This window comes from Chitinophaga sp. YIM B06452, assembly GCF_039655965.1.
In the GTDB taxonomy this organism is placed as follows: domain Bacteria; phylum Bacteroidota; class Bacteroidia; order Chitinophagales; family Chitinophagaceae; genus Chitinophaga.
In genome coordinates, this window is sequence record NZ_JAWLKY010000003.1 from 59,342 (window position 1) to 81,853 (window position 22,512).

The 22,512-nt window shown below is 49.9% G+C and carries 17 protein-coding genes; 13 read left to right on the top strand and 4 right to left on the bottom strand.

The genetic code is table 11. The features are described 5' to 3' along the window. The first annotated feature begins 17 nt into the window (after positions 1–17). Positions 18–995 carry a discoidin domain-containing protein gene (locus tag R3I13_RS17220; protein ID WP_346319194.1) on the top strand — a complete coding sequence of 326 codons (978 nt, stop codon included), beginning with the start codon at positions 18–20 and terminating at the stop codon, positions 993–995. 123 nt (positions 996–1,118) lie between these two features. On the opposite strand, the gene R3I13_RS17225 is transcribed toward R3I13_RS17220, so the two are convergent. Together R3I13_RS17225 and R3I13_RS17230 are read right to left on the bottom strand one after the other, a co-directional pair. Continuing rightward, the gene (locus R3I13_RS17225; RefSeq protein WP_346319195.1) at positions 1,119–1,895 is read right to left on the bottom strand and encodes a hypothetical protein; all 777 of its coding nucleotides are present in this window, start codon (positions 1,893–1,895) and stop codon (positions 1,119–1,121) included. A gap of 246 nt (positions 1,896–2,141) precedes the next feature. Continuing rightward, positions 2,142–3,002: an AraC family transcriptional regulator gene (locus R3I13_RS17230; RefSeq protein ID WP_346319196.1), complete on the bottom strand. Its 861-nt coding sequence runs from the start codon at positions 3,000–3,002 to the stop codon at positions 2,142–2,144. Between the two features lie 271 nt (positions 3,003–3,273). Here R3I13_RS17230 and R3I13_RS17235 point away from each other — a divergent pair, with 271 nt between their 5' ends. Genes R3I13_RS17235 through R3I13_RS17290 form a run of 12 tightly spaced genes read left to right on the top strand, consistent with a single transcriptional unit; the run spans position 3,274 to position 19,721 of the window. Continuing rightward, a complete protein-coding gene (locus R3I13_RS17235) occupies positions 3,274–6,369 on the top strand; it encodes a TonB-dependent receptor (protein WP_346319197.1) in 3,096 nt (1,031 codons plus the stop codon). A 19-nt stretch (positions 6,370–6,388) separates the two neighbouring features. Next, a complete protein-coding gene (locus tag R3I13_RS17240) occupies positions 6,389–8,008 on the top strand; it encodes a RagB/SusD family nutrient uptake outer membrane protein (protein WP_346319198.1) in 1,620 nt (539 codons plus the stop codon). A 54-nt stretch (positions 8,009–8,062) separates the two neighbouring features. Further along, a complete protein-coding gene (locus tag R3I13_RS17245; protein ID WP_346319199.1) occupies positions 8,063–10,804 on the top strand; it encodes a hypothetical protein in 2,742 nt (913 codons plus the stop codon). A gap of 9 nt (positions 10,805–10,813) precedes the next feature. Further along, complete coding sequence (locus R3I13_RS17250; protein ID WP_346319200.1) at positions 10,814–12,193, top strand: hypothetical protein; 1,380 nt, start codon at positions 10,814–10,816, stop codon at positions 12,191–12,193. A gap of 9 nt (positions 12,194–12,202) precedes the next feature. After that, on the top strand, positions 12,203–13,066 hold the full coding sequence (locus R3I13_RS17255) for an amidohydrolase family protein (RefSeq protein ID WP_346319201.1): 864 nt from the start codon (positions 12,203–12,205) through the stop codon (positions 13,064–13,066). Beyond that, the gene (locus tag R3I13_RS17260) at positions 13,063–14,049 is read left to right on the top strand and encodes an alcohol dehydrogenase catalytic domain-containing protein (RefSeq protein ID WP_346319202.1); all 987 of its coding nucleotides are present in this window, start codon (positions 13,063–13,065) and stop codon (positions 14,047–14,049) included. Before R3I13_RS17255 ends, R3I13_RS17260 begins: the two co-directional genes overlap by 4 nt. Before the next feature lie 6 nt (positions 14,050–14,055). Continuing rightward, the gene (locus R3I13_RS17265) at positions 14,056–15,207 is read left to right on the top strand and encodes a mandelate racemase/muconate lactonizing enzyme family protein (RefSeq protein ID WP_346319203.1); all 1,152 of its coding nucleotides are present in this window, start codon (positions 14,056–14,058) and stop codon (positions 15,205–15,207) included. Positions 15,208–15,220: 13 nt separating this feature from the next. Next, positions 15,221–15,979: an MBL fold metallo-hydrolase gene (locus R3I13_RS17270; RefSeq protein WP_346319204.1), complete on the top strand. Its 759-nt coding sequence runs from the start codon at positions 15,221–15,223 to the stop codon at positions 15,977–15,979. 26 nt (positions 15,980–16,005) lie between these two features. Beyond that, complete coding sequence (locus tag R3I13_RS17275) at positions 16,006–16,674, top strand: RraA family protein (RefSeq protein ID WP_346319205.1); 669 nt, start codon at positions 16,006–16,008, stop codon at positions 16,672–16,674. Further along, positions 16,671–17,378 (top strand): PIG-L deacetylase family protein, encoded by a 708-nt coding sequence (locus tag R3I13_RS17280; protein WP_346319206.1) that lies wholly within the window; start codon positions 16,671–16,673, stop codon positions 17,376–17,378. The genes R3I13_RS17275 and R3I13_RS17280 overlap by 4 nt, the downstream gene beginning before the upstream one ends. Continuing rightward, positions 17,375–18,112 carry a hypothetical protein gene (locus R3I13_RS17285; protein WP_346319207.1) on the top strand — a complete coding sequence of 246 codons (738 nt, stop codon included), beginning with the start codon at positions 17,375–17,377 and terminating at the stop codon, positions 18,110–18,112. Before R3I13_RS17280 ends, R3I13_RS17285 begins: the two co-directional genes overlap by 4 nt. Before the next feature lie 4 nt (positions 18,113–18,116). Then, positions 18,117–19,721, top strand: coding sequence for a sodium/solute symporter (locus R3I13_RS17290; RefSeq protein WP_346319208.1), 1,605 nt, complete (start codon positions 18,117–18,119; stop codon positions 19,719–19,721). Positions 19,722–19,802: 81 nt separating this feature from the next. On the opposite strand, the gene R3I13_RS17295 is transcribed toward R3I13_RS17290, so the two are convergent. Both R3I13_RS17295 and R3I13_RS17300 read right to left on the bottom strand, forming a co-directional pair. Continuing rightward, positions 19,803–21,473, bottom strand: coding sequence for a DUF4082 domain-containing protein (locus tag R3I13_RS17295; protein ID WP_346319209.1), 1,671 nt, complete (start codon positions 21,471–21,473; stop codon positions 19,803–19,805). Between the two features lie 34 nt (positions 21,474–21,507). Further along, positions 21,508–22,500, bottom strand: coding sequence for a hypothetical protein (locus R3I13_RS17300; protein WP_346319210.1), 993 nt, complete (start codon positions 22,498–22,500; stop codon positions 21,508–21,510). Positions 22,501–22,512: the final 12 nt, after the last annotated feature.

A 22,512-nucleotide genomic window follows, 5' to 3' on the forward strand; every position in this document is an offset into this window, starting at 1 on the left:
TCCTTAAAAATGGAAAAATGAAAAAAATACTTCTCTATACAATGCTGGCAGGGATCGGCGCCGCAGGCTGCAAAAAAGAAAACACATTTTCCGAAAACGACGGTGACGTGCGTATCTTAATGTCGCAGGCCATCAACGGCGCTTTCACGGATATTACCGTAAACCGCAGGGCGCCGCTGCAGTCCGATACCGCTTATGCATTCGACATGAACGCTTTTTTCGCGGGCTCCGGTTTTGCCAGCGCCCCGCGGGACGTTACAGTGAATTTTGAACTGGATTATTCAAAATGGGATTCGATCAACGCTGCCCGCGCCGCTGCCAGCCTGCCTGCGTTCGAACGCATTCCCGATGATATCTTTGAATTCGCGAAAGGCAGCACCGTGATCAAAAAAGGCAGCACGATCAGTGAGAATATTGCTTTTACCATCAACGCCAAGCTGATCGAAGAAGGGCATAATTATATGATCCCGGTGAGACTAGCTTCCGCAGACGGTTTCAGCATCAACGGCGCGCAGGCAACTACGTATTTCGTGGTGAAAGTTACGCCGCCGGTATACCCCGAGATCAACCGCGCCGCCTGGACCGTGGCCGAGGTGGATTCGGAAGAAGCCAACGGTGAAGGCCCTAACAACGGCCGCGCCATTTTCGCGCTGGACGGCTTGCTGAATACATTCTGGCATACCCAGTGGGATGGGGGAGAGCCACCGCTGCCGCATCATATCACCATCGATATGCATGCGGGCAACACGCTTTCCGGCCTTTACCTCACCGCCCGGCAGAATGCGCCCAATGGCGCGCCCAAAACGGTGACAGTGGAAGCCAGCGCGAACGGCACCACCTGGCAGAACGCAGGCACTTACCAGCTCCAGGCTATCAATGCCCGCCAGCCCGTGTTCTTTACCCAGCAGTTCTCCGCGAGATACTTTAAGGTAACGGTGACGGCTACACATGGCAACACCAACATTACTTTCTTCGCCGAGATCAGCGCGTTCTGATCCCGGAGATATAATAGCTAAAACACCGGCCTCACAGGCCGGTGTTTTTTGTTTGCATAATGAGAAAGACAGGTATCATATGGTTGTTCCAAAATGAAAATGGACAAACCAGGGGAATTCATATTAATTCACCATGTGCAATTGTGCCATAGCTGGAAGAACAATATAGAAGTGTACCCTGTTTGCTCCAAGTAATATAGCGGTATCATAGCCATCAGTGTAATAAATGATCCTGCGTGATACGGCGGTTCCGAAAGAGTTCAACAGCAGGTAGGTATCAAAATCCTGTGCAGAAGCATAATAATAGTAACCGTCGAAGCGATATTCATAATCACAGTCCGAACTTCCCGTACTGGCCATATCCCAGATACCATAGTAGCTTTGGCCACTATATGTTCTGTAGTAAGCAACAGATGGATAACTCGCAGAAGGGCATGAAGCAATTGTGAAACCAGATTTCCTGTCCAGCGAATTGAACAGTTCGTTTGTTTCTTTTTCAGACAACTTGTTGAACGGTTTGTTGAACTTACTGAGAGAAGCGGTGTATACACCTGAGCGGATATCCTTTGCTTTTCTGAGTTGAGCGCTGATCAGCGTTTCCTGTGAAGCGCTTACCCGGCCATTGGAGGCCTCCGCAGCTTTCTGTGTTAAATAAAGAGAATCCCTCTTCAGGCGTAGCTCTTCGAATTGCTGCAGTTCTTCGGCGTTCAACGATGCATAAGCTGCTTTTAAAGCTGCATAATCAGCAGGATCCTTGGAAGCGGACATTTTTTCCACTAGCGCTGTTAAAGAAACCTTTTCTTTAGGAGCTTCAACGGCTGCGCCCGTCTTTTCTTTCTGGCATGCGGCCGCCAGGACCACCAGCGCTATGCCGGTTGTTAATTTCAGTAAAGTTTTCATAAATTGTTTTTTAAATAAACATTGAGTAAAACGAATGGTCCTGTACTAAGCCTTACAGGAATGGCTTTGAACAGTCCCTCCACCGGAAGGATACGGCAAATAGCCTTCTGTCCGCGTGTTAGCAGAGATAATTAATAGATAATAGGATTTAAAGGGTTATTGGATTATAGTTTACTGATGCGCATCATTTTGCATGTTAGGGTTTTTAGTTAGGTTAAATGTTTGATCGTTTTGCTATTTGGCGATTCAGAAGGAGATCTTCTGATAATCCTGCCGGTAATTCTTGGGCTGGCAGTTCTTGAACTTTTTAAACTGCCGGTAAAAGAAAGGAAGACTTTCAAAGCCCGAAGCATAACATACTTCACTTACCTGCTTATCTGTTTCTATCAATAATTTGCAGGCCCTGTTGATCTTGTATTCATTGAGAAATTCAAAAAAGGGTTTCTTCATCGTTTTGCTGAAGAAACGTGAAAAGTATTCCTCCGTCATGTTCAGCCTGGACGCAATGTCGGCTAACGATATCTGCCGTTTATAATTTGCCTGAATATATTTATATACCGCATTGATGCGCTCCTTATCATTAAAATTGAGGTCCACCATAAATTCCTGCTCACAGAGATAACGGAACTCCGTGTTGAGGGAAAGTTCATGTAATATCTGCAGGAGTATCATCAGCCTTTCAAAAGATGAGGCATTCAGCAGATCAATGAATTTCGGCTTTAACCTGCTGGCCACATGCGTATCTATCTTGATCCCTTTTCTCATTGCCTCCAATAACTTGCGCACCGTTTCAAACTCAATGCTATGCATCCAGGTTTTGTCGAGGAATTCCTCTTTCAGGTAAATTACAATAGCGATCACCTGCTGTGATGGATCCGCTGTGTGGTTCCATGCATGGGGCAGGTTAGAACCCAGCAGTACAAGGTCATCTTCATAGAAGTTTTCTATCGTATTTCCAACATAACGTACTCCTTTCCCATTCAATATATAAGTGATCTCCAGTTCCGGGTGATAATGCCAGGGGTAATCGAACACTTCACTTGTATTCTGAAATTCCACTTTGAACAGGTTCGATTCGGATGGAATAGGTTTGTAACGCGGTTTCATGGATTGAATATATGCAAATCCGTTCGGATTTTTAAGCATACAAAGGCTATAAGCACGGAATCGGGTACTAATTAGTTCAAATAGGATATGAGGCACCGTAAGCGGCAAAAAACTGCAAAATAGGGTACGCAATCAGCAAGATGGTACAATCTCCCGGAAACGCTAACGAATAATTTTGTAAGGCAACCAAGTTTTAGCATACGCAATTTTTTCCTCCGGTTTTGGCCTACCCAATTGATAGTAAGTAACTATGTCAATCAAAATTATTAGTATGAATTTACGCGCAATTAAATTCGTTATGACCGCCAGATCATTGTTGCTGCCGCTTTTGCTTCTGTTACTCCCGGAAAGAGGTTTTCCACAGGCAAAGCTGACAGTTACCGGGAAGGTTACCGGCGGTGGGATTCCATTACCTAACGTATCTGTATCCATCCAGGGAACAAACCAGGGAACCACTACCGGCGAGCAGGGAACCTTTTCGCTGAGGGCTGAGATCGGTCAGACACTCGTGATCTCCCACATGGGATTTGTCACAAAAGAGGTAAAGATAGCTAACCAGGAGCCCCTGGATATTGCTTTGGAAACTTCTGCCCGGGATATCCTGAACGATGTGGTGGTAGTTGGTTACGGCACAAAAAAGAAGACCTCTGTTACGGCGGCTATTTCCACGCTGAAGGGAGCTGAGATATCATCTCTGCCTATCTCCAACCTCAGCAATGGCCTGGGTGGAAGAGTGGCGGGCGTTATTGTTAAACAGGGATCAGGGGAACCGGGAAGGGATGGTTCCTCCATCTTCATAAGGGGTATTTCCTCTACCGGCTCCACGCAGCCGCTTATCATTGTAGACGGTATTCCCCGCAGCTTCCAGCAATTGGATCCCAATTCCATTGAATCCTTTTCCGTGCTGAAGGATGCTGCTGCCGTAGCGCCGTACGGAGTAGCCGGCGCGAACGGAGTGATCCTTGTTACCACCAAGAAGGGTAAAACAGGCACTCCCACACTTACCTATAACGGGTACGTGGGTTTCCAGAACCCGGTGGTATTACCCGATTATGTCAATTCTTATGAATATGCCACTTTAAGGAATGCGGCGGCGGTCAACGAAGGCCTGCCTAAACCCTACACTGATGCTGAACTGCAAAAGTTCCAGGATGGTTCCGACCCGGATGCGTATCCCACTTTTAAGAATATCTGGAAAGATCTCACCAACAGGAATGCCATACTTACAAACCATAATATTGAAATATCCGGCGGCGCTGAGAGAGTGAAGTATTACGCCGCCATCGGGTACCAGTACCAGGAAGGGATGTGGCCCGCTACGAATGACCGCAGGTTTAACATGACCCTTAACCTGGATGCAAAGGTCACCAACAGCACCAATGTCTCTTTTGGGATCAATGGCCGCCAGCAGAAAGATCAGTATCCGTCTATCGGCACCGGCCGCATATTTGAGCTGATCGGTTACCTCCATCCCTTATACGGGCCGCTCCGGTTCAGCAACGGGATGGCCGGTACTTTTGTGACCGCAAGCCTTTTCAATAGCGGCTACCGGAAGGTCAATACGACAGCCATCTATTCCCAGTTGTCTGTTGAACAGCGGTTGCCATTTATCCCCGGTTTGAAAGCGAAAGGAACGATTGCTTTTGACCCTACCTATGCGATGACCAAAGTATGGGCCTTGCCTATACAAAGGGCCAGCCTGGACAGGTCACAAACGCCTTATGTGATCAAGGATGGTATCTTTGGACCGACAAAACCTTCCCTTACCCAGAATTACGTCAACGACTACCAGCTTACTTACCAGTTTGGCCTGAATTACGACAAGACATTTGGTAAACATGGCGTTAGTGTATTGGGATTATTTGAAGCAAAAAGTAACGACTACCAGAGCCTGGGCGCTGCCCGGCGGAATTACAACCTGCCGGTTGATGAGATCGACCTCGGGAGTTCCAGCCAGGCCGATATGAGCACCTCCGGTATTTCCAGTTCTGCCAGGCAGATGGGATTGGTGTACCGTGTTGCATACGACTATAACAGGAAATACCTGCTGGAAGCAAGCGGCAGGTACGACGGAAGTTATTATTTCTCCCCGGAGAACAGGTTCGGGTTTTTCCCTGCATTCTCAGTGGGCTGGCGTTTGTCTGAAGAAAGATTCATCAAGGATCATTACAGTTGGATAGACAACCTGAAGATCAGGGCCTCGTATGGCGAAGTAGGCGCATTGGCGGGAAGCCCGTTCCAGTTCATGAGTACCTATAGTGTGCAGGGTACAAATTATGTATTGGGCGGTAATGCGGTGCAGGGCATCCGTGAAAGAGTGGAGCCCAATCCTGACATTACCTGGGAACGCGCCCGGAAAACAGATGTTGGCCTGGAGGTGAGCCTGTGGAAAGGCCTGTTGAATTTCGAGGTGGATTACTTCCATGAAAAAAGGTCCAATATGCTCGTTAACCCGGATGTGAAAGTGCCCGCTGAATATGGTATCGGGTTAAGCCAGGTGAATGCGGGAAGAATGGAAAACCGTGGTTTTGATCTTTCCGCAAGTTCAGTGTATGATGTATCCCGGGACTTACACCTTACGCTGGGCGCTAATTTTACCTACGCAAGGAACAAAGTGCTGCAGGTGTTTGAAACCGCTACCACTTTTAATAATCCTAACCGCCGTATAACAGGCCGGCCGCTGGGTACACAATTTGGCTTTCATGCCCTGGGTTATTTCCAGCAAAATGATTTCGATGGTTCCGGCGCACTGAAACCGGGTATTGCCAGGCAGCCATGGGGCGCAGTGCAGCCGGGAGACATCAGGTACGAGGACATCAATAAGGACGGAAAAATTGATAATGACGATATAACGGTGATCGGTGATCCGGTGGCTGCGCCGGGGATCATATATGGCATCTCCCCGGGCGTGAAATTTAAGAATTTCTCACTGGACCTGCTGTTCCAGGGAGCGGCTAAGGTCAACTGGTATTATCATGGATCATCCATCATGGCATTCTGGGAAACCATGCTGCCTTACAAACATAACTTTGATTATTGGACGCCCCAGAATCCTAATGCTTCCAACCCAAGACTCACCTCTGCTCCTACGGTGAACAACTCGCAACGGTCGTCTTTCTGGATGGGTAACGCAGCTTACCTGCGCCTGAAGAACGCCACCCTTTCCTATAACCTGCCTGCTAAAGTATTGAACCGTATAAAGATGGAGAGCGTCAGGCTGTATGTATCAGGGCAGAACATTCTCACCTGGACGAAGCTGAAGAACTATGACCCGGAAATTGGCAGGAACGATTCCGGGCATCCGGACAGCGCCTGGGGGTATCCCAATCAAAAGACCATCTCTGCAGGCGCGAACATTACTTTTTAATCCAACAAAAAAAGCTGGTATGAAACATCAACTTTTAAGCATAATATTCATTGCCCTTACTTTTTTTTCCTGCGGTAGATTCCTCGACGTGTCTCCCAAGGACCAGGTGGCGGATGAAACACTTTGGGAAAGTACGGCCAATGCGGATCTTTTCCTGAATGATGTTTATGCATCGGTTCCCAGCATCGAGTTTGGCGATCCATGGGAAAACTATTCGGACAACTCGATGAACGGACAGGCAGGAAGAGTAAGCACCAACATATATGGTCCTTCTATTTATACGCCCGCCAATGCGCCCGGCAAATGGGGGCTGTATACCAGTATCAGGAAGGCCAACCTGTTCATCGCCAAAGCTACCGCCTCCGCATTGCCGGAAGCCTGGAAAAAATCAAGGATCGCGGAAGCGAGGTTTTTGCGCGCTTATTTTTATTCGCTGTTGTGGACTTACCACGGCGGAGTACCTGTTATCAAAGAAGTACTGAACCTGAAGGAACAGGGCGATGATATTTTCAGGCCGCGTAACACCGCTGCCGAAACCTATAACTTTATCACTGAAGAACTGGAAGCGGCCGCGCCCGATCTTGGTATCACGGCAGAAGCAGGAAGAGCGACTAGAGGCGCGGCCCTTACTTTAAAAGGTTCATGTGAACTGTTCTATGCAAGCGCATTGTACAATCCCGCCAATGATAAGGCCAGGTGGGAGCTGGCTGCCGCCACTTTCAAAAAGGTGATCGACCTGAATACCTATAAGCTTTTCCCGGATTATAACACCCTCTTTTTTGAAGAGAACAATAACAATGCGGAAGTGATCTTCAGCAGGCAACATCTTGGGGGGACCGATCTGGCCAACCTGAGAGACGGCAATATCGGGCCCCGTTTTGTAGGAGGCGCATTAACAGGTTACGGGCACCTGGACCCGACGCAGGACATCGTTGATGAATATGCTATGGCCAACGGACTGCCTATTACAGACCCCGCATCCGGTTATAATCCCCAGAAGCCGTATGAGAACAGGGAAAAAAGGTTTTACCAATCCATCGTCTACGATGGCTCCACCTGGCTGGGCGACGTCATGATCATGAAGCAGGGTGTCGGTAGCCTGAACGCCACAGACCTGAATAACAGTAGCATATCTACAAGAACGGGTTATTATATCCGTAAAGGGATCAATCCTAAATACGCAAGCGCCAGGAGTAACCTCAACAGCGCCAACTGGATCATCTTCCGCTATGCGGAAGTACTGCTCAGTTATGCCGAAGCAAGGAATGAAGCTACCGGGCCCGACCAGTCCGTATACGATGCCATCAATGCCGTCAGGAAACGGTCGGAGCTGCCGGACCTCGCGCCCGGTATGAATCAAAGCCAGCTGCGCACGTCCATTCACCGGGAAAGAAGGGTAGAGCTGGCCTTTGAAGATAAACGCCTGCCCGACCTGCTGCGTTTAAAACTGGCGGAAGTGATCCTGAACAAGCCGGTACATGCAATGAAGATAGAGCTGGTAAACAACGTGCCAGTATATACGATAGTGCCTGCCGGCGGAGGAATGAGAAAGTTCTATCCTGAGAAGAACTATTTTCTGCCCATTCCCCAATCGGCCATGGATAAGAATAACAAACTTGTCCAGAATCCAAATTATTAAATAAACGTGTGAGCGGTTTTATTATATTTAATAAACCGCTCGAAACCATTCCATATGAACTGGAAACGTTGGACAAGGATAACGATCGCAGCGGCTGTCATACTGTTGGCTGCTGCCGGGGAGAGCAAAGGATTACAAAGAACAAAGATCAGAATAGCCTTTGGTTTAAAAAGCCGGGAAGCCCGGTTGTTCACGGTGCAGTTGCTCAGCAATTCAAATGGGCTGCAAACAGGAAGGTTGACGGGCAGCAACATTGAAAACAATGACCACATTGCCGCGGTATCGAAACTTAATTGCGGCGCAGGGGATGTAGACGAACTGGTCTCAGAAGTAAGCTGGCCGGAACCTGTAGCTCCCTTGCGGAAACTGGCAAACTTCCGCGATCCGCATTCCATAAACGGGGATGCCATGTGGGGCTACCTGATGGAACACGGCGCCCCCGGCCAGGCTGCGAGGCTGCGTAAAGACCCCTGGTATCACCCTGATGCTCCTTTACTAACCATCCGGTTGAATAAAGAAGGAACAACCGGCTTTACAATAGGCCTGTTGCAATTGCTGGAACAGGGCGCAATGTGGTTGCCCGAACAGGATGTTTTTATCACACTGGCAGACAATCCTGTCAGCTTTGAAAAACATCTCGCTTCTTTAAACGGGCAGCGAGTTCTCGACCGCGTCAGGGAAGCTCCTGATGCTACCCTCCGGGAGTTTATGGAAAAATGGGAAGACATCGGGAACCCCATCGCCTGGAACGTATCATGGGCCACAACGTGGTTAGGGATAAAAGGGCATCTTACTGTAATTGCCCCATCTCACGGGTCTATCTATAAGTTTGCTGTAGACAGGTTTGGCAATGTACGGCCAGACTATGCTTCGCCACACAAATTCAGGTTAGATATTACATACGGGAATAGCAGGTGGAAAAGCCAGCACATAGAGAATGGTCTTCCTGTGATCGTTACCCGGCTGGAGAAAGAGGGACAGCTTTGTGAAATTGAACAGTTCGCAGCGCCTTCCGGGGATAAAGAGGCGGTGATGTTCACCAAAGTACGTATTTCCGGGAAACGGGGGCCCTTCAGTTTTAGCCTTCAACTGAAGAGCGAACCGGATACAACCGCATTGCGCCCGGTAAAGAAAAATGAGAGCTGGATGATCGCAGATAGATCAGGCAACACCTGGTTAATGCTGGAAGAAGCCACCGGCTTAGATATAACGCCAGGTGAAAAAGGAATAGCGGTAAACGGTGAATTGGCAGAGGGAGCGGCAAAAGAGCTGATACTTATATTGCCTTCCCCCGTTGTTGGTACGCCTGAAGCATTGGCGACATTAACGTATGCTGATGCACGCAAAGCAACGTTGCAATATTGGGAAGACTGGATGAACAGGGGAGCTTCCTTTAAAGTGCCGGAAGAAGCCGTAAATAACCTATACAAGGCAAACTTATGGCATGCCCTCTGCCTGCCCCGCCATACATCAGACAGTACTGGCGCCCCGCATATGGACCTGCCGTATACGAATATCGGCTATGGGCAAACGGATGCCCGGTGGCCCATTAACCAGGCCGTGTATGTAGATTATATGATCTATGGATTGCGGGGTTATGAAAAGGTTGCCCAGGATGAAATTGCCGCGATGTATAAAACGCAGCAGCAACCGGACGGCCGGATAGCAGGAAATGCTAACTGGGGTGTTTATTCCCCCGGTCACTTATATGCAGTAGCGCAAAATTATCTGCTTACAAGGAACCGGGAAAGTTTTGAAAAACTGTTACCGCAATCACTCCGGACCCTGGATTGGTGTATGGCGCAAATACCAGGGCCAGGCAAGACCGGCCTGATAAGGCAGCCCCTGAATGACCTTACCGTGGCGAAAAGGGAATGGGCGTTTATACAGGCCTACTTTGGCGGCGGGCTGGATGCATTCGGGAAGGCGCTGGCCGTCTATGGCCACCCGCGGGCGAAAGCCGTGCTGGCTACGGCGGCTAAATTGAAGAAAGACGCGACACGGGAGTTTGCCCGGAGCAGCGTGAGATCTCCTGTTGTGCAGCTGGAAGACGGCACCTGGATCAATTATGTATCGACTGATGCTTTGACAACCCGGCGTATCATGGAAGAATGGTATCCTACAGATGTGGATTGCGGCGCTTTGCATATGTCAAGGCTGGGAGTAATAGAGCCCAATGGCTGGCTTACAACAGCGTTGTTGCATGACCATGAAGATAATTTGTTCCTTAAGAACCTGGGTATGGCCAATGAACCTGTGTATGTTCAGCAAGGTAATACCCATTTGCTGAGAGATGAGCCCAAAGCAGTCATCCGCGCCTTTTACAGCCTCATGGCCTGTGGTTTTTCCCATGGCCAGCTGACCCCGCTTGAACACAGGTGGGCGTGGGGGCAATATTACGGGCCGCCCAGTACCGACGGTGCATGGTTTGAGATATACAGGAAAATGCTGCTGAATGAAATAGGTGACGATACCCTCATCATTGGCCAGGCAATTCCGGGAGAATGGCTGGAAAAAGGAAAGCAGATCGAAGTGAAGAATGCGCCTTCCTACTTTGGGCCCGTTTCATTTACAATGGAAGGAGAAAATGATCAGCACCAGGTTACGGCTACCGTGCAACTGGCGAAACGTAATCCTCCAAAACAACTCCTGGTAAGATTCAGGCGCCCCGGCAATAAACAGATACGCAGCGTAACGGTAAATGGGAAAGCCTGGACGGATTATGATGTAAAAAAAGAACAGGTGCAGATACCACTGCCGGAAGGAAATAAGTTCATCGTTACCGCCACTTATTAAATGACTAAAATGAAAGCAGGGAAACTGGCATTTATTATAGCCTGTATCATCAGCAGGACGGCCTTTTCGCAGACAACCGTGAATGTGGATTTTTCGAAAGAAATGGGTCCTATGAAGATCAGCCAGATGGCCTTGGGCCAGGGCGGACTTTCGGAAGAGCCGATGTTAAGCAAACATATTACTGAGATCAGGGCCTTACATCCCGCGGTTATCCGCCTTTTTGTAAGCGAGTATTACAATGTGCTGCCGGAAAAAGGGAAATATCATTTCACCACATTGGACAGTACCGTGAACAACATCCTGCAAACCGGCAGTAAACCTTTCATGAGCTTTTGCCTGAAGCCAAAAGTATTTTTCCCTGTTGTGGATCATGATATCGTTGAGCCAAATGATTACGAAGGCTGGGAACAATTTGTGTACGACGTAGTGCGGCACTACGTGGATAAAGGCGCCGGGATTGAATATTGGGAAGTGGGCAATGAAGTGGACTTTGGAGAAGACGGCGGTACGCCTTACCGTTTCAAACCCGAAAGTTATGCGCGTTATTACAAACATACGGTAGCCGCTATATTAAAAGCGGACCCGAAGGCAAAAGTAGGCGGCCCGGCGCTGGCAAATTACAAATCGCCCATCTTGCCGGAGCTGCTCCGTGCCTGCTCAGCAGAGAAGATACCTTTACACTTTGTATCCTGGCATAATTATGACAACAGGCCGGCCTTTATCCGCAGCCAGATCGACTATGTGAAGGAAATGCTGAAAGGATATCCTGATCTTCACCCGGAAACCATCATGAATGAATGGAACATGCATTTATTCAACCCTCCTTTGGATCCCCGCTTCCAGCCTTGTTTTGTTATGGAAACCATCTGGCAGATGAAGGATGCGGGACTGGACTGGTCCTGCTATTACCAGGTCAGGGACTGGTATGTGAATTATGACACCTTCGCAAAGATATTCTCCGCGCATGGCGCCGCTTTTATGAGCCGCTGGTGGAACCGCCAGGCGCAGTTCAGCGGCCTGATAGATTACCAGGGCTATATTCGCCCTGCGTATTTTTCATTCAAATTATTGTCCCGTATGGCTGGCCGGAAGCTGGACCTGCACACAGACAGCAAAACAGTGCATGGTTTTGCCACGCATGACCCGCAGCTGCAAATGCATAACATGTTGTTATGGAATTTCTCGGCAGATTCCGTAAAAGTAAAACTGCAGCTGAAAGCCTTGCCCAAAGATATGATGGTACGTCATATTGTACTGGATGCAGAAGGGGGCAGCAGTGATGAGAATCACCGGCTGCGGCCCGACCCGTTTGTAAACATAAAAAAGGGGGACCAGCTGGTAGAGGTAACGCTGCAACCATGGGCAGTGCATTATTGGTCGTTTGAATAGATAGCAGGCATGATCATAGACATTCATACACATATTTTCCGTCCTGACACAGATTTTGGCCCGAAGTTGCTGGCCGACATGGAACGGTGCAAGATTGATCCGACCATATGGCGGAACCTTGGCGAAAAGCACCTGGAAAGTACGAAAGCGGCTGATGTGGCCATTGTATTCGGATTACAGGCGTCTGCCACAGGCTGGAACATTCCGAACGATATGGTGGCCGCGCATGTAGCGCTGGCGCCATCGCGCTTATTATACTTTGCTTCTATAGACCCCGCATTGCCGGGCTTCATGGACGAACTGGAGAAATGCCACCAGCAGGACGGCGCGGTAGGCGTGAAGATGTCCCCGCTGTACCAGGATGTGCATCCCTGCGATCCCAGGTGTTACCAGATATACCGTTACTGTATGAAACATGGCCTGCCGGTTCTCTTTCATGCCGGAACTTCATTTGTAAGCGGCACACCCCTGGATTACTCCCGCCCGGTTCACTTCGACAGGGTAGCCGTGAGTTTTCCAGATCTGAGGATGGTGCTTGCACACCTGGGCCATCCATGGGAAGGAGAAACGATTGCCGTTATCCGCAGGCATGCGAATGTATATGCGGATTTGTCCGCATTATACTACCGGCCCTGGCAGTTTTATAATTCCATGCAGTTATTGGTGGAGTACCGCGCACATGAAAAAGTGTTGTTCGGGTCAGACTTTCCATTTACTACCACCACAGATTCATTGAATGGCGTTCGTAATATCAATCATATACTGGCAAACAGCGGCCTTCCATCCATTCCCAAAGAAGTAACAGAGGGTATCATTCACCGCAATGCGCTGGACTTGCTGGGATTGCCTGATCCTACAAAGTCCGGCGTATGAAACAAACCATGCAGGCATTACAAATGAAAGGGCTCAATACGCTGGTGAAAGCGGAAGTGCCGGTGCCGGTTCCCGGCGCCGGGGAGGTATTGGTGCAAACCCGGGCGGCAACCATCTGTACTTCGGATCTTCATGACCTGAAGAGTAACCCGTTTGGTATCGCCTATCCCAGGATACTGGGGCATGAAGCGGCTGGAATCGTTGTGGCAGCCGGCAGCGACGTGAAGCATCTGCCGCCCGGTACCCGCGTTGCCGTGCACCCTGTTGTACATTGCGGAAAGTGCGAAGAATGCAAACGCGGGTTCAGGCATCTCTGCGCGAACATGGAACATCTCGGTTATAACAGGGACGGCAGTTTTGCGGAATATTTCACGCAGCGTGCAGACAGGGTGATAGCAGTGCCGGACAATATACCGGATGCTGCAGCCGCTTTACTGGAGCCGGTGGCTGTCTGCCTGCAGGCAGTGGCAAGGGCGGGCGATCTAAAAGACCGTTCTGTATTGATTGCCGGGGATGGGCCATTTGGGAATATCATTGCCCGTTTGGTCAAAAGGGCAGGGGCGGCGCGCGTGATCATAACGGGCAGAGTGCCATTCCGCCTGCAAAGTATTCCCGGGGTTGAAATACCGGATACAGACCCAACGAATTGCGTGGATGTGGCCATCCTGGCTGTGAGTTCAGCAGAGGCGCTGGACACCTGCGTGAAAGCGCTCCGCCCCCGCGGCAGGCTGGTGGTCTTCAGTGCGCTTAAAGAACCGGTAAAACTGAACCTGTTCACCCTCCACCTGTCTGAGCTGGAAATAGCCGGCGCCTGCAACGACGAAGACCGCATGGAGGAGGCATTAAAATGTCTCGGTGATAAGGACTTAAAACTGGGAGAGCTCATCACTCACCAGGTGCCGTTTGAAAATTGGGAATCAGCATTCACATTGGCCCGGGACGGGCATGACCGTGCATTAAAAGTAGCGATCACTTTCAGTTGATAGAATATGAAAATAACAAATGTAGAAACATTCATACTGCAATCCCCGTTTGAGATCCGCTCCCCGGAAGGGAGCGATGAAGCAAGGGGAGTGAAACACTGCCTGCTGCTGAAAGTAAGCACAGACGAAGGTATCACCGGCTGGTCGGACATTGAGACATCGCCGCATGTGGGGGAAGCAGTGGTAAATGCGCCGGAAAGCGGGGCAGGCGTATTTGAAGGATTACGCTCGCTGGTGATCGGGGAAGACCCTTTCGATGTGGAGAGGTTATGGGATAAGATCTACCGCGGCACCATTTATTACGGGAGGAGAGGCGTGGCTATGCAGGTATTGTCCGGGTTTGACATTGCCTGTCATGATATTATCGGAAAAGCCACCGGTCAACCTGTTTATAAGATACTTGGCGGCGCCAGGCGCGACCGTGTGAGAGCTTACGCCTCCACGCTTTTCCGCCCGACGGTGGAGGCCATCAAAGATGCCTGTGCATTTTACCTGGAAAGAGGTTTTACCGCGGTGAAGTTTGGCTGGGGTGTGTTTGGACAGGACCGCAAGCAGGATATAAAACTGGTAGCGGCAGCCAGGGAAGCCCTTGGCCCTGATGTGGAGCTAATGGTGGATGCCGGTTGGATGGTGAACCGCAGTGCTTATGATGCCATTGAGCTTTGCCGTGCCCTGGAACCATATAATATTTTTTGGCTGGAAGATTTCCTGCACCCGGAATGTTATGAAGGATATGCAAAAACAAAAGCCGCGGGGGTAAGAACGAGATTGGCGGCCGGCGAACAGGAAGCCACAGCATGGGGTTTCAGGGAACTGATCACCAAAGGCGGGATAGACATTATCCAGCCGGACCTTACCCGTTGCGGCGGGTTCACACAGGCCAGGAAGATCATTTGGGAAGCAGAGTACGCAGGAATCGATGTTTGCCCCCATGCATGGCTGACCGACCTTCTTACCGCCGGGAGCCTTCATTTAAATGCCGTGCTGCCACGGTCGCTTTTCCTGGAATACAATGTCAGTGAAAACCCCATGCTCACCGAGATCATCAGGAATCCTGTGCAGATGGACAAAGAGGGTTACATCCCGGTGCCTGACGGCCCGGGCCTGGGAATAGAAATAGATGAGAATGCTGTAAAACGTTTTTGCGTAAACCTGTAAATGGATGAATAACATGCGGTCAATCCTGGAGTATGAACTTTTCCCCTCGCAAGCTGCGATGTGGTGGCTGGGGCAGGCAGGTTATATCATCCGGTCGTGTGGCATTACGGTGGCAATAGATCCCTATCTTTCAGACGCTGCCGCCGCGGGCGCTCCTGAATTCAGCAGGTTATATCCTGCGCCTATCCAGCCGGAAGATCTCGCGGTGGATATCTATATCACCACGCATGATCACCTCGATCACCTGGATCCGGGGACCCTTTCCGAATACCAGCATAAACAGGATACCTGGTTTGCAGCGCCTTCATTGACCGCCAGGAAGCTCATAGAAACGGGCGTCCCGGAACACCGGGTCGTAGTAATAAATGTGGGGGAAAGTAAGACCATCAAAGGACTGGAGGTCAGCGGCATTTTTGCATTGCCTACCGGCCCGGATGTGTTGGATACCACGGGTTATCACATCAAATTTCCCAATGGCAGGAATGTGTATCATACCAGCGATACGCAGTTTCACCCGCTGCTGATGGCTGCCGCGCCTCAAAGGCCGGAAGTGATGATGGTGCCGGTGAACGGTAAATGGGGAAACCCCGGTCCCGAGCAGGCCGCTGAATTATCGTATTCACTGCAGCCAACGTTCGTGATGCCGAATCATTATGATATGATGGCTTTAAATGCGGAAAACCCGGAAGTTTTCAAATGGTTTTGTACCAAAATGAATATGCAGGAACAATGCATTATTCCTGAACGGATGCAACCATTCGTATGGTTTTAGAATAATAGCGTATAAAATATATAAAGATGATGTTACTTAATGACGAAGAAAAATTTGCATGGATCAGAGAGCACCTCTATGTTCCCCTTGTTTGTGACGTGCTGGACACTCTCGGATATCGCAACCAGGCCATGCACCAGCGCTTAAGGCCCCTGGATGCCAATAACTGTACTATTATAGGAAGAGCCCGGACGCTGAGATGGATGGAAACAGATTATGTGGAAGAAGACGCTTACTCCATTGAAATAGAGGCTGTGGACTCCCTTACAAAAGGCGATGTGGTGGTGCATTCTACGGATTTTGGTTCTACGAATGCGCCCTGGGGAGAATTAATGAGCACCATTGCCAAACGGAACGGCGCCGTAGGGTGCATCTGTGACAGTATGATAAGGGATTGCCGCAAGATCATGGATATGAACTTTCCTGTTTTCTATGGCGGTATCCGCCCCCTGGATAGTTTGGGAAGAGGGCGGGTGATGGCTTACGATGTGCCTGTCCGCTGCGGCGATGTGGTGGTGCATCCCGGGGAACTGATCTTCTCCGATTTCGACGGTATTGTAGTAATACCCCGCGAAGTAGAGGATAAAGTACTGGAACTCGCTTTTGAAAAAGGATCAAAAGAAGACCAGTCAAGGAAAGACCTGTTGAACGGCGACTCCTTAAGAACAGTATACAACAGATACGGTGTATTATGAACATACTTTGTGTAGCAGCGCACCCGGACGACATGGAGATACTTTGCGCCGGAACATTGATCCGTTACGCCAGGGAAGGCCATAAAGTAACAATGGCCATTTTCACCAGCGGAAATATGGGAGATGCGAGGATCCCGCCGGATGAACTGGGGAAGATAAGGGAAAAAGAAGCCCGTGATGCCGCAGCCATCATCAATGCAAACCTTATCTGGGCCGGCGTCATGGACGAACACGTTTTCCCGGACCGGGAACAGCGGCGCCTCATGATAGATATCCTGCGCGAAGCAGACCCGGATGTGATCTTTACCCATTCTCCCAACGACTACCACCCGGACCACCGTTATGTGAGCCAGTTGGTGTTCGACGCATATTTTCAGAAAGGCCTGCCGTTCATTCCCGGCCAATCAAAGCCAGCCTGCCGTTTCGGGCATGCACAGCTATATTACATGGACAATCTCGGGGGTATAGGGCTCCTGCCGTCGGAGTATGTGGATATCAGTGAGGTGATGGACGTAAAGCTGCAAATGCTGGCATGCCATAAAAGCCAGGTAGAAGCTATGCAGGAACTTGCAGCAACAGACCTTGCCGACATGGTGACTGTACAGGCCCGCTTCAGGGGATTAGCCGCAGGATGCCGGTTTGCAGAAGGATTCACAAGGCTGGACGCCTACCAGCGCGGATTGACCTGCAGGGTATTGCCATGACCGATACCGTGAAATTATATGCAGGAAATACCGAGATGGTCATAGGTGTTTCCATGGGCCCGCGGATACTCTCGCTCCGCCGGAACGGCGGGGAAAACCTGCTGTATGAAGATCATACCGGTTTCAAAGTAGGGGAGTGGAAGATGTACGGGGGGCACCGTTTCACCGTTGCGCCTGAAACAGCCGCCAGTTATTATCCCGACAATTCGGCCTGTGAGGTGTCCGCCACAGGAACCGGATTGCTGATCAGGGCGCCGCAAAGGCACGATGGCATCAGGCTTTCCATGGAGATCACTGCATCCCCGGCTGAGGGATTTAATATCCGGCATATACTTGAAAACAACGGATCATCAGCCTGGCACGGAGCCTTATGGGCTATTACCTGTGTTCCCCGCACTGCAAATTTACTGGCCCGCTGTAGTTTTTCAAAAGTTGACTACTGGCCAGGCACAGCCCCGGAGAACTGGAAACTGGCTGCCGACCTTATGGTTCCGTTGCCCGGGCAACACAGGGGCAAAACCGGATGGCATGAAGATGCCGGATGGCTGGCCGCTATACAGCCTTCGGGGACATTGATCATCTGCAACAATGATCACGGCACAGAAAAGGTAAACAACAACCTGGAAATATTCGTCTGCAAAGACTACGCGGAACTGGAAACCCTTGGCCCGCAACAAACAATTGCGCCGGGTTGCAGCGCCGGACATTTACAACAATGGCATATATTCAAATAACAGCATGGAAAAATTTCATCTTTCATTAATAGATATCCTGATCATTACCGGGGAAACTTTGCTTGTAGTGATCATCGGCTTACTGGCGGCGCGAAAAGTGAAACGGACCACCCAGGGATATTTCCTTGCCGCGGGTAATATGCCCTGGTACCTTATCGGCGCTGCTTTTGTGTCCACCAGCGTTTCGAGCGAGCAGATCGTGGGAACGATAGGCGCCGCCTACAAGGGCGGTATGGCCATTGCGAACTGGGAATGGTGGAGCTTGCCTACTTACCTGTTAACGATGATATTTTTTATCCCGCTTTACCTGCGTAACAAGATAATGACGGTGCCGGAACTGCTCAACCGCAGGTTCGGCCCTGCCTGTGGCGATATTTACAGCGTCGTGATCCTGGTGGGATATGTTTTCGTTTTTCTTCCGCCGGTGATCTACGGAGGCAGTATCACACTCAGCGAATTGACCGGTTGGCCGTTGCATTCCGTAATGGTTGGCATCATACTGGTTACTGCCAGTTATACGCTGGCAGGCGGGTTGAGTTCAGTAATGTGGACGGATGCCATTCAATGCGTAATGCTTATTGGCGGCGGTGTGATATTTTATTTTGTAGCCCTTGATAAAATACCTGGCGGATGGAATGCCATGGTGGCAGCCGCCCCGGAGAGATTTCACCTTTACCACCCGCCATCGGACCCGCAGGCTCCTTTCCTGAGCCTGATACTGGCATCTTTCGGCGTATTCCTTTTTTATCAATCATCCAACCAGGTAATGATCCAGCGGATACTTTCTGCCCGCAGCAAATGGGATGGGATGATGGGACTTATCTTCTCGGGGTTTATCAATATTGTAAGGCCGCTCGTAACCTGTTTATTGGGATTGATCATTTACCATTGGCTGGATATAATGCGGCAGGGTCCTTCGCTGTTGCCAAATGACCAGGACCGTGCGTTCCCGGTTGCTTTACAGCTCTTTGCTCCGTCCGGCCTGAGAGGTATTATCCTGGGTGGTTTTTTTGCAGCGGTGATGGCCAGCATCAGCGCGCTTACCAACAGCGTGGCTACTATTTTCTCACTGGATGTATACCGCCGTTTCTGGAGGAAAAACGCGGCGGACAGGGAATTGATCATCACCGGCCAGCTCTCCGGGGCCGCTGCTTTACTCATATCTTCATTAGTTGCGCCGTATGTTGGCACCGTGGGATTGTTCAGGTATTTCCAGACCGGTGTAACATACATCGCAACACCGTTCATTGCCGTGTTGCTGATGGGCATATTCTGGAAAAGGGCGAACTATGCCGGCGCTATTGCGGGATTGCTGGGCGGCGTAATTATCCAGGTATTGCTGGTTGCTGTATTGCTTGCCATGGATATCAACCTTCACTGGCTCTATATTGGCGCTATAGCGCAGGTGCTCACGATGGGCCTGATAGCAGTAGTATCTCTTTATACAACCGCTCCGCAGCCTGAACTGGTGAAGCCGTTTACCTGGAATTTAACATGGCTGCGCACATTGGGAGAAGGTGAAGTTAAACGCCCCTGGTATCAAAGTCTCAAACTCTGGCTGGCATTATATGCGGTTGCCTGGTGTTATATTTATTGGAGGTTTTGGTAAAACCTTTTTTTAAAAAAAGAACCGGCCAATTACAAACATAATCCTGTAATTGGCCGGTTTTTTAATGATTTATCCGGTCGTTTATGGATAAGTGATCACTGTCCCTTTATTATCCGTATTTGCCGGGTTGTTTACGTAGTTGTTTGTCCATGAACCAAATCCCGGTCCGCTGGGCGTTCCTACATATCCATATGCCGCCCCGGTATACCACCTGTTGTTATCTGCATAGATATGGGTGCCGTAAGTGTAATTATGGTTTGACCCGTATACGGTATATCCTCCTCCGCCCAGCAGGTTGCCGCGCAGCAGGATATTGTCAATGAAACCATAAAGCGGTTGTATGAAAAATGCGGAGGATGCATTGTTGCCGGCACTGCGGATATCAATGTGGTTGTCTATTACATTCAATTGCGCAATACCGTTACGCCTTGTACCACCATCCACATGATTACCGGTATCTGTGGCCGGATCACCATAGCCAGGCAGATTGTGGATATAACAGTTCCTTACCAGGGCGGCTCCATCCAGCCAGAATCCGCCACCCTGGTCTGTTATTTCAGTTCTTAACAAGGTCACCTCTTTATTGGTTGGCGATTGGAAAGGCGCTGTAGCATACTTGCCCGGGATGTCGATTGCTTCAATACGTGAATCTTTGATCAGGATTGCACCATTGTCAGAGCCTACATTCCATTTACTGCCACCTGTGTTAATAACGATCCAGCATCTGTCAATAATGATATTACCGGCGCTCAGATCCGGGTTTACCAGTTTTTTCAGGCTGATAGTTGAGCCAGCGGCAATCGGATCACTATGCAATGGCAGCGTATTTTTATTCACACTTACCCCGGTTAACCCAACAGTGGTCGTATCGATCTGCCAGCCGCGCAAGCCGCTGCCGGCCGCGCCTGTAGTTACGCTGAGCGGTGTGCTTGCGGCAGAAAGGTTACCCGCCGCATCTTTCGCTTTTACTTTAATGCTGTGAGCCGTAGACGGGGTCAATCCATAGATATTAGCCCAGGTGCCCGTAACAGAAGCGATCAATACGGTGTCATTGTAAACATTGTATCCGGTAACATGCACATTATCCGTGGAAGCCGTCCAGCTAAGGTCAACACCATAACCTGTAATATCAGAAGAGGTCACAGAAGTGGGGGTGCTTGGAGCGGTCACATCCGGGATCACTTCAAAAGTAACATCACGAAAGTAGTTGCCACCGTTATAGGTGCTGGTGGGGAATGCGCCTAAAGTTGTTCCGAAAACACCATTGGAACCAACAACCGTACTTAAAGGCCCATTGGTCACAGCTGACGCGAGACCGCCGGGAGTAGCGCCATATCTCGTGTTGGAGTTAACTGTTACTACATAAACGGTATTGGCAACAATTTCATAGGGCGTACTCAGCGTTGCTGTCTGCCAGCCTGAAGCAGTTTCTCCCGTAAAGGTCACACTGGCCAGCTCAGTGCCGCCTGCAGACCACAAACGCCCGATGTGGGTGCCGGTTTCCCCGCTGTATTTGTAATAGCGGATCTGTGTGATGTTGCCTATTTGGGTGGACTTGAATTTCATACCCATCTCGTATGGCCCGTCAGTATCTGTCGCGGTAGGGGTTTGGGTCGTAAACACGTTATAAGTTTCTTCCTCATCGTTTAATGTTGCAAGAACGCGGTCTGCCTTAATCGTATCACGGTCTTTTATTTTTGTACAGCCGGTTACCAGGAAGGCAGCCAATAAAAATAAACTCAGGACTTTCATGGTTTTAAGTTTTAAGGTTATAGTAAATCAATCATTACCAGTTTACGAGTACGGGGGTAAAGGGCTCGTCATTATCATCCCAGACATTGTTTGTCCATACAGCGGGGTAAAACTCCCAATAACTTGCAGGCCCGTAATCTCCGCCCAAAGGATTTTTTGCGCCCGGATCCGGCGGGTTGCGCCTTACCCTGTTCCCAGTACAGATCCCCGCACCCAGGCCGGCGCCATTATCCGGGAAGTTTAACCTGATGGCATACGCTCCCCCGGTCACCCTGTTGTTGGTGATGCTGACATTCCGCGAAGCGGCGCCCTGCATGAAAATGGAAGCCGTGTTGGATACATCCAATAACTCTATGTTATTGCCCTTTACAGTGACGTTGCTGGAGCTGCCCCAGATAAACACTCCATCGTGGTGTTTCGACTTATCCTGCGTTACCCATATTTCATGCAGGAAGTTATTTTCCACCAATGAATGGCTCATGGCGTCGATCCCTCTTACCACATCATGGATATTGTTATTCCGGATAGTGCAATTGGTGGCGCACCCGGCAATCCCGCAGTCCACGTCATTGGGGTTAAAGCTGCCCAGTTCAGGGCCGATGTCGCAGTTTTCAATAAGAATAGAGGTCCTGTCGCCGTTCACGCCCGGCACGCTGGGCTGGGCGGTGTTCTGGAACCATATTACCGTATGGTCAAAACCGATCGTTTCATCTCCGCGCACACGGCAGCGCCTGATGGTGCAGCGCTTCACAGATACAGGAATGGAGATGTACCCCGTAACAAGGACGTCGCTTAATACTTCGTTGTTGCGCATGGTATAGTTGGCATATGTTCTCTTTGGTCTCCATCCTTTGGGAAGCCCGGTATTGGTGGCATCCGGCCAGGACCGGTCGTTGCAGTTTCCGCGTTTTGAGTAGGACAAAGCATCGTCAAGGGATACTTTATCTAAATCCTCCAGCGCTGCGTCCTTGGCGGAGCATCCGCCGAGTAAGACGCCGATACTTAACAGCAATAGTAGTTGTCTCATTTTTTGGTTGTT

Bases quoted from the DNA above. Each gene is read 5' to 3' on its own strand.
- R3I13_RS17275 (WP_346319205.1), top strand. From the start codon at position 16,006: ATGATGTTACTTAATGACGAAGAAAAATTTGCATGGATCAGAGAGCAC.
- R3I13_RS17255 (WP_346319201.1), top strand. From the start codon at position 12,203: ATGATCATAGACATTCATACACATATTTTCCGTCCTGACACAGATTTT.
- R3I13_RS17250 (WP_346319200.1), top strand. From the start codon at position 10,814: ATGAAAGCAGGGAAACTGGCATTTATTATAGCCTGTATCATCAGCAGG.
- R3I13_RS17220 (WP_346319194.1), top strand. From the start codon at position 18: ATGAAAAAAATACTTCTCTATACAATGCTGGCAGGGATCGGCGCCGCA.
- R3I13_RS17295 (WP_346319209.1), bottom strand. From the start codon at position 21,473: ATGAAAGTCCTGAGTTTATTTTTATTGGCTGCCTTCCTGGTAACCGGC.
- R3I13_RS17230 (WP_346319196.1), bottom strand. From the start codon at position 3,002: ATGAAACCGCGTTACAAACCTATTCCATCCGAATCGAACCTGTTCAAA.
- R3I13_RS17235 (WP_346319197.1), top strand. From the start codon at position 3,274: ATGAATTTACGCGCAATTAAATTCGTTATGACCGCCAGATCATTGTTG.
- R3I13_RS17280 (WP_346319206.1), top strand. From the start codon at position 16,671: ATGAACATACTTTGTGTAGCAGCGCACCCGGACGACATGGAGATACTT.
- R3I13_RS17290 (WP_346319208.1), top strand. From the start codon at position 18,117: ATGGAAAAATTTCATCTTTCATTAATAGATATCCTGATCATTACCGGG.
- R3I13_RS17245 (WP_346319199.1), top strand. From the start codon at position 8,063: ATGAACTGGAAACGTTGGACAAGGATAACGATCGCAGCGGCTGTCATA.
- R3I13_RS17260 (WP_346319202.1), top strand. From the start codon at position 13,063: ATGAAACAAACCATGCAGGCATTACAAATGAAAGGGCTCAATACGCTG.
- R3I13_RS17240 (WP_346319198.1), top strand. From the start codon at position 6,389: ATGAAACATCAACTTTTAAGCATAATATTCATTGCCCTTACTTTTTTT.
- R3I13_RS17270 (WP_346319204.1), top strand. From the start codon at position 15,221: ATGCGGTCAATCCTGGAGTATGAACTTTTCCCCTCGCAAGCTGCGATG.
- R3I13_RS17265 (WP_346319203.1), top strand. From the start codon at position 14,056: ATGAAAATAACAAATGTAGAAACATTCATACTGCAATCCCCGTTTGAG.
- R3I13_RS17285 (WP_346319207.1), top strand. From the start codon at position 17,375: ATGACCGATACCGTGAAATTATATGCAGGAAATACCGAGATGGTCATA.
- R3I13_RS17225 (WP_346319195.1), bottom strand. From the start codon at position 1,895: ATGAAAACTTTACTGAAATTAACAACCGGCATAGCGCTGGTGGTCCTG.
- R3I13_RS17300 (WP_346319210.1), bottom strand. From the start codon at position 22,500: ATGAGACAACTACTATTGCTGTTAAGTATCGGCGTCTTACTCGGCGGA.